The organism is Pseudomonas sp. TH07, from assembly GCF_016651285.1.
Classification (GTDB): domain Bacteria; phylum Pseudomonadota; class Gammaproteobacteria; order Pseudomonadales; family Pseudomonadaceae; genus Aquipseudomonas.
Genome location: NZ_JAEKED010000001.1, coordinates 1,652,854 through 1,666,078 on the forward strand (window position 1 = coordinate 1,652,854; position 13,225 = coordinate 1,666,078).

Sequence of the window (13,225 nt, forward strand, 5' to 3'; positions counted from 1 at the left end):
CAACGGTCCCGCTATTCTAGCGCCGGACCCGCCGAAAAGGTTGATCCTGCTCATGAGCCAAGCCCCCCTCGTCCTGGTGGACGGTTCGTCTTACCTGTACCGCGCGTTCCACGCCCTGCCCCCGCTGACTACGTCCAAAGGCCTGCCGACTGGCGCGGTCAAGGGCGTGTTGAACATGCTCAAAAGTCTGCGCAAGCAGTACCCAAACAGCCCGTTCGCGGTGGTGTTCGACGCCAAGGGTGGGACATTTCGCGATGACATGTACGCCGAGTACAAGGCCAACCGCCCAAGCATGCCCGACGACATGCGGGTGCAGATCGAGCCCTTGCATGCCAGCGTGATTGCCCTGGGGTTCCCGCTGTTGTGCGTCGAAGGGGTCGAGGCCGACGATGTGATCGGCACCCTGGCCCGCAGCAGCGCGGCAGCCGACCGCCCGGTGGTGATCTCCACTGGCGACAAAGACATGGCACAGCTGGTGGACGGGCACATTACTCTGGTCAACACCATGACCGGTAGCAGCATGGACGTGGAGGGCGTGAAGGAGAAATTCGGTGTCGCTCCCGAGCAGATCATCGATTACCTGGCGCTGATGGGCGACTCTTCCGACAACATTCCGGGCGTTCCGGGTATCGGCCCCAAGACCGCTTCGGGGCTGTTGGTGGGGGTCAATGGCGGGCTCAAAGAGCTCTACGAGCAGTTGGATATTGTGCCGACTCTGCCGATTCGGGGGGCCAAGACCCTGCCGGCCAAGCTCGAAGAGCACAAGGAAATGGCGTTCCTGTCCTACCAGCTGGCGACTATCAAGATCGACGTGCCGCTGGATATCGGCCTGGACGACCTGCACCTGGGTGAGCCGGACCGCGAAAAACTGGCCGAGCTCTACAGCCTGCTGGAATTCAAGAGCTGGCTTGATGAGCTGCAACGCGATGCCAAGCGCACCGAGCTCAGCGCCGCAGGCCAGACGGACCTGCTGACCGATGCGCCGGTTGCCGAAGTCGAAGCTGCGGTTACCGTCGAGGCGCAGTACGAAACCATCCTCGACCAGGCTCGATTCGATGTCTGGCTGGAGAAACTGCGCAATGCCGAGCTGATCGCCTTTGATACCGAAACCACCGGTATCGACGCGCAGCAAGCGCAGCTGGTGGGGTTGTCGTTCGCGGTGAAAGCCAATGAAGCGGCCTACATTCCGTTGACCCATACCTACATTGGCGTGCCTGAGCAGTTGGATCGCGACCGCGTGCTGCTGGCCTTGAAGCCGATTCTGGAAGATCCGGCCAAACTCAAGGTCGGCCAACATGCCAAGTTCGACATGAACATCCTGGCCAATTGCGCCATCGGCGGCGATCAGGCCAACGGCATCACGGTGCGCGGCGTCGCCTTCGACACCATGCTTGAGTCCTACGTGCTCAATTCCACCGCCACCCGGCACGACATGGACAGCCTGGCCCAGAAGTACCTGGACCACAGCACCGTGAGCTTCCAGGACATCGCCGGCAAAGGCGCCAAGCAACTGACCTTCGATCAGATCGCCCTCGAACAGGCCGGCCCTTACGCCGCCGAAGACGCCGATGTGACCCTGCGCCTGCACCAGGCCCTGCATCAGAAGCTGGCCGCGATCCCGAGTCTGGCCAGTGTCTTGACCGATATCGAAATGCCGCTGGTGCCGGTCCTGGCCCGCATAGAGCGCCAGGGCGCTTTGGTCGATGCCGCCCTGCTGGGTGTGCAGAGCATCGAGCTGGGCGAGAAGATGATCGCGCTGGAGCGTGAAGCCTTCGAGATTGCTGGTGAAGAGTTCAACCTGGGTTCGCCCAAACAGTTGGGCGCGATCCTCTACGAAAAACTGGGTCTGCCGGTGCTGAAGAAGACCGCCAAGGGCCAGCCTTCGACCGCCGAAGAGGTGCTGGCCAAACTGGCCGAAGATGACTACCCGCTGCCCAAGGTGCTGACCCAGTACCGTTCCATGAGCAAGCTGAAAAGCACCTACACCGACCGCCTGCCGGAGCAGATCAACCCGCGTACCGGGCGGATTCACACGTCTTATCACCAGGCGGTGGCGTCTACCGGCCGTTTGTCGTCCAGCGATCCGAACCTGCAGAACATCCCGGTGCGTACGGCCGAGGGTCGACGAATCCGCCAGGCCTTCGTCGCCCCGGCCGGCTACAAACTGCTGGCGGCGGACTATTCGCAGATCGAACTGCGGATCATGGCTCACCTGTCCAAGGACGAAGGGTTGCTCAACGCCTTCCGCAACAACCTCGATGTGCACACGGCCACGGCTGCCGAAGTGTTCCGGGTTGAGCTGACGGATGTGTCTTCGGATCAGCGGCGCAGCGCCAAGGCCATCAACTTCGGCCTGATCTACGGCATGGGCGCGCAGAAGCTCGGCAAGGACATCGGCGTCGATACCAAGCAGGCCAAGGCTTATATCGATACCTACTTCGCCCGTTATCCCGGGGTGCGCGAATACATGGACCGCACCCGCGCCCAGGCTGCGGATCAAGGCTACGTCGAAACCTTCTTCGGTCGCCGCCTGTATCTGCCGGAGATCAACTCCAACAAGCCTCAGGAGCGTGCTGCTGCCGAGCGCACCGCAATCAACGCGCCGATGCAGGGCACGGCGGCGGACATCATCAAGAAAGCCATGGTGGCGGTGGACAATTGGCTTGCCGACTCGGGGCTGGATGCCCGGGTGATCCTGCAGGTACACGATGAACTGGTGCTGGAAGTGCGCGAGGACCTGGTGGAACAGGTCAGCCAGGAAATCCGGGTGCACATGAGCGGTGCCGCGGTCCTGGATGTGCCGCTTCTGGTTGAAGTAGGGGTGGGAAACAACTGGGATGAGGCCCACTAAGGGGTGTTTTTCGAGGGCTTTGCCGCGGCATAGTGTCGCGGCGAAGGCTGGCGAAGGGCTATTAGTGCCGAAAATTTCATCGGTTATCGCCAAGAGTTTTTTGGCCTTCCCGGAACTATTTCAGTGAAACGCTACTCAGAGTTACTGAATGGCTGGTGAAGCCCTTCAATGCTCCTATGTTGTGTTAAGTGTTGGCAGATATCTGGACCCCGCCCTAACGGTCCGGACCTTAGACCCCGAACTTCCCCCTCCCCATACGAAGTCCGGGGTTTTTTTTGCCTGCAGGAAACTGCCCGTCTACCTCACAGGCAGCCCCCACCGGCCTTTCAGGCCTCGACTTCAGCGCCTTTGTCGGCCAGTTCCATCCAGTCCGCCAGTACGGTGTAGGCCTCTTCCAGGCCCATGCGCTTGGGCGCCGAGAAGAGTTGGATGCTGATGCTGTCGCCCCAGCCTTTGCGGATATCGGCCTGGACCTTGAGCAGGGTGTTCTTGGCTGCGCCGTAGGTCAGCTTGTCGGCCTTGGTCAGCAGAATGTGCATCGGCATGCCGCTGGCCATGGTCCAGTCGAGCATCAGCAGGTCGAAGTCGGTCATTGGATGACGGATGTCCATCATCAGAATCAAGCCCTTCAAGCTCTCGCGGCTGCCCAGGTAGGCTTCCAGGTGGCGCTGCCAGTGCAGCTTGAGCGGGATCGGCACCTTGGCATAACCGTAGCCCGGCAGGTCGACCAGACGGCGTTCATCGTCTAGCTTGAAGAAGTTCAACAGCTGTGTGCGCCCCGGGGTTTTCGAGGTGCGCGCCAGGCTGGCGTGGGTCAGGGTGTTCAGGGCGCTGGATTTGCCGGCGTTGGAACGCCCGGCAAAGGCCACTTCAAAGCCTTCGTCGTCGGGGCATTGATCGACTTTGGCGGCGCTGAGCATGAAGGTGGACTGTTGGCACAGGCCGAGAATGGGGTTTTTCAGTTGCATGGGATTTCCGATAGGGGCGGTGCCGAGAATGGGTGCGGCAAGCAGTTCATTTCCGTTTCAGTAGCGCCAGTATATAATGTCGCAGATTTTGTGTGTGCTTTGTCCCGGCGTAGGATGAAGTTCACGAGAGCGATAGGCCTTGATTGCGCATTAGAACGCAGAACGCTCTCAAACCCTGAAAAGGTCGTTTTATGACGAAGTGGCTGCTAGCTGCCGGTGTCTTGATGCCGCTTTACAGCGCTCAGGCTACACAGGATCCGGAAGCCATGTACAACCGTGCTTGTGGTGCCTGCCATGCCGGACAGCTGCCAAACGCTCCCCAAAAGGGTGACAAGGCAGCTTGGGCGCCGAGGTTGGCGCAAGGTATGGAGACGCTGGTGCAACACGTGACCCAGGGTTTCAAGGCGATGCCGCCGCGTGGTTTGTGCATGGAATGCAGTGCCGAGGATTACCGAGTCATCATCCTTTGGATGAGCGAGTGATCCCGGTCCATAACTCTTTAACCCTTAGCCGTAGTTGGATTAGCTGATGAACAAATTGATCGTGAGTCTGCTGTTGACCTTGGGCATCACGGGCGTGGCCCATGCTGCGGGCGACGCTGCTGCAGGCCAGGCAAAAGCCGCTGTATGTGGTGCTTGCCATGGTCCGGATGGGAACAGCATGGCGCCTAACTTTCCAAAACTGGCGGGTCAGGGTGAGCGTTACCTGAACAAGCAGTTGCACGACATCAAGTCCGGAAAGCGTCAGGTGCTGGAAATGACTGGCCTGCTGACCAACCTGAGTGATCAGGACCTGGCTGACATCGCCGCCTACTTCGCGAGCCAGAAAGGCAGCGTCGGTGCGGCAGATCCCAAGGTCGTGGCTCGCGGCGAAGAACTGTTCCGCGGCGGCAAGCTGGACCAGGGCATGCCAGCCTGCACCGGTTGCCACTCGCCAAACGGCACGGGCAACGCAGCTGCCGGCTTCCCACACCTGGGTGGCCAGCACGCTCAATACGTGACCAAGCAGCTGACCGACTTCCGTGAAGGCAATCGCACCAACGACGGCGACACCATGGTCATGCGCAGCATTGCGGCCAAGCTCAGCAACAAAGACATCGAAGCGGTGTCCAGCTACATTCAAGGCCTGCACTAAGGCCGGCGCGATCGAACGATGCCCGGGCGGTTGCCGTTGGCAGCGTTAATGATCGATTAATCTGTCGGTGCAAAGATAAAGGGTGGCTCAGGCCGCCCTTTTTTATGGCGTCTGCCGCTACACTAGCGAACTCAAGCCCGCCATGGCCTGTCTGAACTCAGGTCGCGCGAGGCGCCCTTATTTGTTCAGGAGTAAAGCATGCGTAATCTGATTCTGAGCGCCGCTCTCGTCACCGCCAGCCTGTTTGGCGTGACCGCTCAAGCCGCCGAGCCGATTGTTGCCGGTAAACAATATGTCGAGCTGAGCAACGCGGTTCCGGTTGCGGTGCCTGGAAAGATCGAAGTGGTCGAGCTGTTCTGGTACGGCTGCCCACACTGCTACGCCTTCGAGCCGACCATCAACCCATGGGTTGAGAAGCTGCCGGCCGATGTCAATTTCGTACGCATTCCCGCCATGTTCGGCGGTATCTGGAACGTCCACGGCCAGCTGTTCATCACCCTGGAAGCCATGGGTGTCGAGCACAGCGTCCATAAAGCCGTGTTCGAAGCCATCCATAGCGGCAAGAAACTGGCTACCCCTGACGAAATGGCCGAGTTCCTGGCCGGCGAAGGTGTCGACAAGGACAAGTTCCTGAGCACCTACAACTCGTTCGCCGTCAAAGGCAAGGTTGAAGACGCCAAGAAGAAGGCCCAGGCCTACCAGATCTCCGGCGTACCGACCATGGTCGTCAACGGCAAGTATCGCTTTGACCTGGGCAGCGCCGAAGGTCCAGAAGGTGCCTTGAACGTCGCTGACCAGCTGATCGCCAAAGAGCGAGCGGCCAAGTAAGCGGCGCCTGCCATGGCGCGCTGGGGCACTGAACGCATCGTTGGCCTGCACGACCCGCAGGTCAACGAAGACCATCTGGCAGCGACCGGCCTGCCGGCCGACAGTCGCCTGCGTTTACTCAGTTTCAATATCCAGGTCGGTATCAGCACCGAACGTTACCGGCATTACCTGACCCGTGGCTGGCAGCACCTGCTGCCGCACACCGGGCGTGCCGACAATCTGCAAAAGATCGGTAACCTGCTGGGCGACTTCGACCTGGTGGCGCTGCAGGAAGCCGATGGCGGCAGCCTGCGATCCGGCTATGTCAACCAGGTCGAACACCTGGCTCAGCTGGGCGCGTTCCCTTACTGGTATCAACAGCTCAACCGCAACCTGGGGCGTCTCGGTCAGCACAGCAATGGTGTGCTCAGCCGCTTGAAACCCTGGGCGATTGAAGACCACCCGTTGCCCGGGCCCAAGGGGCGCGGCGCGATTCTCGTGCGTTTTGGCGAGGGTCCCGAGGCGTTGGTGGTGGTGATGATGCACCTGGCTCTGGGGGCTCGTGCCCGTACCCGGCAATTGGCCTATATCCGCGAGTTGATCGGCGGCTATCGCCATCAGGTGCTGATGGGCGACATGAATACCCACGCCAGCGATCTGTTGGAAAGTTCTCCGCTGCGCGACCTGGGCCTGCTGGCCCCGCAACTGCAAGCGACCTTTCCCAGCTGGCGCCCGCAACGCTGCCTTGACCATATTCTGCTCAGCCCCAGCCTCACTCTGGAGCGTGTCGAGGTCCTGGCCCAACCGATTTCCGATCACCTGCCGGTCGCGGTAGAGATTCGTCTGCCGGGTTCGCTCACGGCTGATGCATTGCCCGCGTTGAGTCCTGCCCCTCGCGGATCCCATGAATGAGCGACGACGCACAGCGCTGGAAAGAGAAGTACCTCAAAAGCATTGAACAACAGGAAAAGCTCGAGCGACGCTGGGATGCCCGCCTCGACTTGCTACGTCGTGGGCTGGTGCGCAGCACCCTGGCGGCGGAGGGTACGGATCGCGCGGTCGATCAGTGCATGAAGGAAATGCGCGACGTGGTGCGCAGCGACGATATGGACGCGGCCCTGGCCGCCCTGTTGCCGCGCTTGGAAAAAGCCGTGCTCGACTCCGAGCAGCGGCGCGAGACCCGCGTCGAGCAGATGAGCAGCGCGCTGACGGCTTTGGTCGCTCAACTCCAGACTCTGCCGTTGCCCCGAGAGGTTCGCCGACCGCTGAAGGCGTTCGCCAAGCAATTGGATGGTCGGGTTGGGCAGGCACGGGAAATTCCATTGCTGCTCAGCGAGCTGAGCAATTTGCAGGGCAAGGCACTGAGCCAGTTGGATGCGCCGGCCGAGCCGGAGCGTCCGGGCCTGTTGCAACGCCTGTTTGGCCATCGCGATGCCCAGTCAGAGGGCACAGAGCCCGCGCCGCAAAGCCCGGCACTGGCGGCACCCGAAGCGGGTCCGGTGGTCAGCGAGGTCGAGCGCGCGTCGCCTGCGCCAGCGGCTGAAGCCTCGCGCCAGGCGTTGCCGGCTGCTGTCGAGGTGCCTGCAGCCCCTGAGCCGGCGCCAGCTCCGACAGTGGCACCGGCCGCCGCCGCTGAAATCGCTCTGCCCGTTGCGGCCCTGGAGCCCGACGTCACCAAGACCCCGGAAGAGCCGGAACCGTCGCAGTTGCCGTCCGCCGCGCAGGTCGTGGCGTTCGTGCCGCCGGTGCTGGCCTCCCCTGGCGAGCCTGCCGCAGCCGCAGCCGAGTTGCCCGTCGAGCCTGTGGTTGAAGCGCCAGCGCCGAGCGCTGTGGCGCCTGAAGCCGCAGAGGTGCCCAGCCCTGAGCTCGACAACCCGGACGAATTGACCCCGACCGTGATGCTCGAAGACAGCGTGCCGAGCGTACCGCTGATCGACAGCCTGCCCCTGCCGGCCGTGATGGCCGAAGCCCTGGCCGCGACCGACCCCGAGCAGCCCGAAGAGGACGTGCTCTACGCCTTGCCTGATTCCCCCGAGCCGTCCTACAGCTCGGTGGCCAAGCACATCGAACACACGCTGCTTGGCCTGCTGGACGACCTGAGCCTGCCCGAGCGCCATCGGCCCCAGGCCGAAGCCATGCGTGATCGCCTGCAACATGGGCTCAACTGGTATGAATTGCTGCCGATCCTCGACGATCTGGCGGTGTTGATGCTGGCGATCACCGACAGCGGTCAGCATGAGTTCGAGGTGTACCTCAAGCAGTTGAACGAGCGCCTGGAATCGTTCCAGAGCAACCTGCAGGCCGCCAGCGATGGGCATGCCGACAGCCACTCCGCAGCGCGGGCCATGGATACGCAGATCCGCGAGCAGGTCGACGGCTTGCAGAGCAGCGTTCAGGAAGCAGCCGATCTGGAAGACCTCAAGCAGGTGCTGGAAAGCCACCTCGAGGGGCTGCTGGGGACCATGGACCATCACCAGAAGCAACGGGACGAACGCGAGAAGGAAGTGGCCGCGCGCCTGCAAAGCCTGGCCGAGCGCGTCTCAAGCATGGAGCAGGAAGCCCAGGGCTATCGCGAGCACTTGGAAGAACAGCGGCAGAAGGCGCTGATCGATCCTTTGACCGGCCTGCCTAACCGCGCGGCCTGGAGCGAGCGGCTGGAGCATGAAATCGCCCAATGGCAGCAGCATGGCAACACCCTGTTGCTGGCAATGCTCGACCTTGATCACTTCAAGCGCATCAACGACAACTACGGCCATCTGGCCGGTGACAAAGTGCTGAAAATCATTGCTACCGTGCTGCGCAAGCGCCTGCGTGGCAGTGATTTCATCGCCCGCTTCGGCGGTGAAGAGTTTGTCCTGATGATGCCCGATACCACCGTCGCGGTCGGTGCGCGGCTGGTGGAAGCTCTGCGCGCCGCCATCGAAGCCTGCCCGTTCCACTTCAAGGGCGAGCGCGTGACCATTACCGTGTCCATCGGCATGAGTGCGTTCAAAAGCGGCGAACGCAGCGAGCAGGTGTTGAAAAGAGCCGATCAGGCGCTGTATCGGGCGAAAGATGCCGGACGCAACCGGGTGGAGATCGGTTAAACCGGATTTGTCCTATTTTTGTGTAAAACGCCGGCTTTCGCCGGCCCGGCCCGGAGCAGTACGTTACACTGTTGCATTATTGTCTGCCGCGTACTGCTCTCTGCCATGAAATCTCTTGTGTTTGCCCTCTCGTTTTTACTGCTGGCCGGTTGCGCCAGTGGTCCACGAATCGACACCAGCCACCCTTCGGTCAACTTCGACAATCGCGCGCAGTTCATTGTCGTGCATTACACCTCAGCCTCCCTGGAACGTTCGCTGGCACTGCTGACCCATGGCCAGGTCAGTAGCCATTACCTGATCGGCGACGACAAGGCGGGCACCATCTTCAAGCTGGTGGACGAGAATTACCGCGCCTGGCACGCCGGAGAAAGCGAGTGGCAAGGCCGTACCTGGCTCAACTCCAGCTCCATCGGCATTGAAATCGTCAACCCGGGCTTTCGCGATACTCCCACCGGCCGCGTCTGGTACCCCTACAGCGAAGCGCAGATCCAGAACCTGATCGTGCTGCTCAAAGACATCAGCAAGCGCAACAACATTTCGCCCCGCCATATCATTGGGCACAGTGACATCGCGCCCCTGCGCAAGCTCGACCCGGGCCCGCTGTTCCCCTGGAAGCGCCTGGCGGATGCCGGCCTCGGCCAATGGCCCAATGCCCAGTCGGTCGCGCGACAGCAGGCGGTGTTTGCCCAGGCGTTGCCCAGCGCGACCTGGTTCCAGCAGGAATTGGCTCGCCTGGGCTACACCACCCCCCAGACCGGCGAGTTCGACGTGGCGACCCGGCATGTATTGACGGCATTCCAGATGCATTTCCGCCCGGGCCGCTTTGATGGCATCGCCGATGCCGAAAGCGCGGCAATCCTGCAGGTACTCAACCAGACAAAATAATGACGCCCGCCAGACGGTCCGGGCGTTTTCTCAATCAGTTGCTATAACTCATTGGTAATCCTTCGGATATCCAATCATGCCCGCTGCTCGCGAGCTCTTGCGCACCTGGTTCCATCGCCCGTGGTTATTGGCGGTGCTGGCGGCTGGGTTGAGCGCGGGGTTGCTGCTGCTCGGAAGCGCCGGGGTGGCCATGCATCAGGTCGAGCAGCGCGAAAGCGAGCAGATGAATGCCCAGGGCGAGCGCTTCCTGGAGCGTCTGGAGCAACTGTTTGGCCAGTTGCGCGAAGGCCTGGATGTGCTGGAGGCGCAGCCCCTGCGTGAATGCAGCGGCGATATGGTCGCCGCGCTGCAGCAGGTGAGCTTCAACTACCGCTTCATTTATGAGGCGGCCTACATCGATGCCACCCAGGCCTGCTCCAATTGGCCGCGCCAGGACAGCCTGGCGGCGATCCGTGCCCCGGATATCAGGGGCCCGACCTACAGCTACTGGCTCAACACCTCGACCCAACCCAACGAAAACCTGGCGGCGCTGATGCTGGGGCGTGGCAACTTCCGAGTCGCCACCTCCCGCGGGCATCTGACCGATGTCGTGGACCTGCCGGCCAACAGCAGCTTGATGGTGGTAGTGGACCATGGCACCCGCGCCATCCCGGTGCTTGGCCAGGCCCTGCCATGGCCGGTGGCCGAACCGGTGCCGCCGGGCAATCACGATGCCCTGCAGGTGACCCCTACCCGTCTGATCTATCGCATGCCCACCCGCACGCCCGAGTATCAGTTGGTGCTGGTCACCCCGCGCGCGAGCATGCAGGCCGAGATGCTGGAGGACTGGTGGTGGCTGCTGCCCATCAGCCTGCTGTTATCGACCTTTATCGGCGGCCTGGTCTATCAACTGGCGCGCCAGAGCCAATCGTTGGGTGGGGAGTTGCACGGAGCCCTGCGCCGCGATGAATTGCAGGTGCTGTACCAGCCAATCTTCGACCTCAATACCCGCCGCTGCGTCGGTGCCGAAGCCCTGCTGCGCTGGCGCCGCCCGGATGGCACCCTGACCAGCCCCGACCTGTTCATCCCCCTGGCGGAAAACACCGGGCAGATCCGCCAGATCACCGACTTTGTCCTGCAGCGCCTGTTGGAGCAGTTGGGGCACCTGCTGCGGGCCAATCCGCAGCTGTACATCTCCGTCAACCTGGCGGCCTGCGATGTGATGGTGCCGCGCATTGGCCAGGTAATGGCCCGGCTGCTGGCCTTGCATCACGTGGCGGCGCGGCAGATTGCGTTCGAGGTGACCGAGCGTGGGCTGATCGATGTGGTGGTGGCCCGCGACAACTTGCAGGCACTGCGCGATGTCGGGCATCAGGTGTTGATCGACGATTTCGGCACCGGTTATTGCAGCCTGGCGTACTTGCAGACCCTGCCGGTGGACTGCCTGAAGATCGACAAGGCGTTTATCGACGCCCTGGGCCACGACGCCGCCAGCAGTGGCGTGGCCCCGCATATCATTCGCATGGCCCATGCCCTGCAACTCAAGGTGATTGCCGAGGGCATCGAGTATGAAGATCAGGCGTTGCTGCTGAGCAGCGAGGGGGTGAGCTACGGCCAGGGCTGGCTGTTCGCCCACGCCCTGACGGCGATGCAGTTTATCGAATTGGTCACCCGCGGCCGGCGCCTGGCGCCAAGGCGTATCGACGACGAAGCCTGAAGCCTGCTAGAGCGGCAACGCCAGATAGAACTGGGTGCCCTGCCCCGGCCTTGAGTAGACGCCCATGCGCCCGCCGTGCAGTTGGACGATCTCCTTGCACAGCGCCAGGCCCAGGCCGGCGCCGCCTTTCTTGCGGCCGACCTGGACGAAGGGCTCGAAAATCCGCCCTTGCTGCCCATAGGCAATGCCTTCGCCATTGTCTTCGACGCTGATGATCACCCGTTCGCCATGGCGCCTGGCCTGCAGGCGGATCTGCCCGCCAGGGCCAGTGTGCCGCAAGGCATTGTCGATCAGGTTGTCCAGCACCCGCTCCAGCTGTTGCTGGTCGGCGTTCAGGCGCGGCAGCGGTGCCTGGATCTCCACCAGCAGCTCGATGTCCTTGTCCCGGGCCTCGCCGGCGAAGCGCTGTTGCGCCTGTTCCAGCAGGTTCTCGATGGTGCAGGGCGCCAGGGTGAGTTTTTGCAGGCCGTTCTGATAACGGGAGAAATTCAGCAGGTCGTTGATCAGTTGCATCAGGCGCTGCATTTCTTCGTTGACGGTATTGAGCAGGTCCGCCTCGCGGGAGTCCTCGGCGAAATGCACTCGTTCCTGCAACAGGCCGAAGGCCATGTGCATGCCGGTGACCGGGGTGCGCAATTCGTGGGAGGCACGCAGCACGAACTCGCTGCGTACCCGCTCGAAGGCCCGTTGTTCGGTCACGTCGTGCAGCACCATCACCGCCCCGAGAATATGCCCCTGGGTATGGCTGACCGGAGTCAGGCTGTAGGTCAGCAGGCGCGATTCCCCGTCCACTTCAATGGCCAGGTCCTCTGGCGCGCGCTCCAGGTTGCCGCCGCGCAGCACCAGTTGCAGTTGTTCGTCGAGCTCCGGGCGTTCCAGGGCGCTGCCCAGGCCTTGGCCGAGGCGTTCCTCATCCCAGCCCAGCTGGCGCTGCGCTACCGGGTTGAGGTGCTCCAGGCGGCCTTGGCGGTCGATCATCAGCAGGCCGTCGTCGATGCTGTCGAGTACCGCCTGCAAGCGCTGCTGGCCGGCCAGCAGTTCATCGATATTGGTCGCCTGATGCTGGCGCAGGGCCTCGGCCATGATCCCGAAGCGGCGGGTCAGCAGGTTCATCTCCGCCGCGGAGGAGATCGGCAGGGTCACTTCGAAATTGCCCTGTCCGATATTGTCGGCCGCCTTGGCCAGGGCCTCGATCGGTGCACCGAAGCGCCGGGCAATGCCATGGGCGGTGATAAAGCCGATGATCAGCACCGCCACGCCCACCAGCCCCAGCAGGCCGGCGATCAGCAGCGCCCGATCACGGGCCTTGCTCTCGATGTGGTTGATGTTGTCCAGGGCTTGCTTGTGTTCATTGATCAAACCACTGCGCAATGCATTGAAGCGGTCGGTCAGTTGCTGATTGCCTTTGATCCCCAGGGTTGCGTGCTCGGCATTCTGGTAGGCCTCCATAAAGCCCAGGTAATCGCTGCGGGCCTGGTGGAAGTTGCCGTTCGCATCGCCCTGGCGCTGATACTCGATGCCCTGGTCGAGCAGTTCCAGGTAGTGCTGCTTGGACGCTTCCAGGGCGGTCAGGTCGGGGTTGTCGCCGAGCATGATGATGAGTTGATCACCCAGGGTCTGGCGCAGCTTGAGGCCCAGGTCCAGGGTGATGAAGTTGCTGCGGATCAGCGATTCCTGGTTCTTGGCCATCTGCATCACGCTGACCAGTCCCAGCAGCAGCCCCAGCAGGGCCACGGTGATCAACGCGGAAATGCTCAGGAACAGCCGCGTGCGCAGTTTCATCGCTAACTTCATGAAA

10 protein-coding genes are annotated in these 13,225 nt (G+C 62.2%); 8 read left to right on the forward strand and 2 right to left on the reverse strand.

Annotated features, from left to right (window positions below; genetic code table 11):
* Positions 1–52 precede the first annotated feature (52 nt).
* Positions 53–2,851 carry a DNA polymerase I gene (polA, locus tag JFU57_RS07900; RefSeq protein WP_201128779.1) on the forward strand — a complete coding sequence of 933 codons (2,799 nt, stop codon included), beginning with the start codon at positions 53–55 and terminating at the stop codon, positions 2,849–2,851.
* A 326-nt stretch (positions 2,852–3,177) separates the two neighbouring features.
* Here the strand turns inward: polA and yihA are convergent, their stop codons facing one another.
* Positions 3,178–3,819, reverse strand: a complete 642-nt coding sequence (gene yihA, locus JFU57_RS07905; RefSeq protein ID WP_020295039.1) for a ribosome biogenesis GTP-binding protein YihA/YsxC — start codon at positions 3,817–3,819, stop codon at positions 3,178–3,180.
* A 191-nt stretch (positions 3,820–4,010) separates the two neighbouring features.
* On the opposite strand from yihA, the gene JFU57_RS07910 reads away from it, so the two are divergent.
* From JFU57_RS07910 to JFU57_RS07940, 7 genes are all read left to right on the forward strand, one after another.
* On the forward strand, positions 4,011–4,301 hold the full coding sequence (locus JFU57_RS07910) for a c-type cytochrome (protein WP_078470267.1): 291 nt from the start codon (positions 4,011–4,013) through the stop codon (positions 4,299–4,301).
* A gap of 46 nt (positions 4,302–4,347) precedes the next feature.
* Entirely contained in the window at positions 4,348–4,953 is a 606-nt protein-coding gene (locus tag JFU57_RS07915; protein ID WP_020295041.1) for a c-type cytochrome, read from the forward strand.
* Positions 4,954–5,151: 198 nt separating this feature from the next.
* Complete coding sequence (locus tag JFU57_RS07920) at positions 5,152–5,781, forward strand: thiol:disulfide interchange protein DsbA/DsbL (RefSeq protein WP_078470266.1); 630 nt, start codon at positions 5,152–5,154, stop codon at positions 5,779–5,781.
* 12 nt (positions 5,782–5,793) lie between these two features.
* A complete protein-coding gene (locus tag JFU57_RS07925) occupies positions 5,794–6,672 on the forward strand; it encodes an endonuclease/exonuclease/phosphatase family protein (RefSeq protein WP_078470265.1) in 879 nt (292 codons plus the stop codon).
* Complete coding sequence (locus JFU57_RS07930; protein WP_201128787.1) at positions 6,669–8,846, forward strand: GGDEF domain-containing protein; 2,178 nt, start codon at positions 6,669–6,671, stop codon at positions 8,844–8,846. Before JFU57_RS07925 ends, JFU57_RS07930 begins: the two co-directional genes overlap by 4 nt.
* 105 nt (positions 8,847–8,951) lie before the next feature.
* Positions 8,952–9,731: an N-acetylmuramoyl-L-alanine amidase gene (locus tag JFU57_RS07935; RefSeq protein ID WP_201128789.1), complete on the forward strand. Its 780-nt coding sequence runs from the start codon at positions 8,952–8,954 to the stop codon at positions 9,729–9,731.
* A gap of 76 nt (positions 9,732–9,807) precedes the next feature.
* The gene (locus JFU57_RS07940; protein ID WP_078470262.1) at positions 9,808–11,427 is read left to right on the forward strand and encodes an EAL domain-containing protein; all 1,620 of its coding nucleotides are present in this window, start codon (positions 9,808–9,810) and stop codon (positions 11,425–11,427) included.
* A 6-nt stretch (positions 11,428–11,433) separates the two neighbouring features.
* Here JFU57_RS07940 and JFU57_RS07945 read toward each other — a convergent pair whose 3' ends face one another.
* The gene (locus JFU57_RS07945) at positions 11,434–13,221 is read right to left on the reverse strand and encodes an ATP-binding protein (RefSeq protein ID WP_201128797.1); all 1,788 of its coding nucleotides are present in this window, start codon (positions 13,219–13,221) and stop codon (positions 11,434–11,436) included.
* Positions 13,222–13,225: the final 4 nt, after the last annotated feature.

Excerpts from the sequence above, each read along its gene's own strand:
- polA (WP_201128779.1), top strand. The coding sequence starts at position 53 with ATGAGCCAAGCCCCCCTCGTCCTGGTGGACGGTTCGTCTTACCTGTAC.
- yihA (WP_020295039.1), bottom strand. The coding sequence starts at position 3,819 with ATGCAACTGAAAAACCCCATTCTCGGCCTGTGCCAACAGTCCACCTTC.
- JFU57_RS07910 (WP_078470267.1), top strand. The coding sequence starts at position 4,011 with ATGACGAAGTGGCTGCTAGCTGCCGGTGTCTTGATGCCGCTTTACAGC.
- JFU57_RS07915 (WP_020295041.1), top strand. The coding sequence starts at position 4,348 with ATGAACAAATTGATCGTGAGTCTGCTGTTGACCTTGGGCATCACGGGC.
- JFU57_RS07920 (WP_078470266.1), top strand. The coding sequence starts at position 5,152 with ATGCGTAATCTGATTCTGAGCGCCGCTCTCGTCACCGCCAGCCTGTTT.
- JFU57_RS07925 (WP_078470265.1), top strand. The coding sequence starts at position 5,794 with ATGGCGCGCTGGGGCACTGAACGCATCGTTGGCCTGCACGACCCGCAG.
- JFU57_RS07930 (WP_201128787.1), top strand. The coding sequence starts at position 6,669 with ATGAGCGACGACGCACAGCGCTGGAAAGAGAAGTACCTCAAAAGCATT.
- JFU57_RS07935 (WP_201128789.1), top strand. The coding sequence starts at position 8,952 with ATGAAATCTCTTGTGTTTGCCCTCTCGTTTTTACTGCTGGCCGGTTGC.
- JFU57_RS07940 (WP_078470262.1), top strand. The coding sequence starts at position 9,808 with ATGCCCGCTGCTCGCGAGCTCTTGCGCACCTGGTTCCATCGCCCGTGG.
- JFU57_RS07945 (WP_201128797.1), bottom strand. The coding sequence starts at position 13,221 with ATGAAGTTAGCGATGAAACTGCGCACGCGGCTGTTCCTGAGCATTTCC.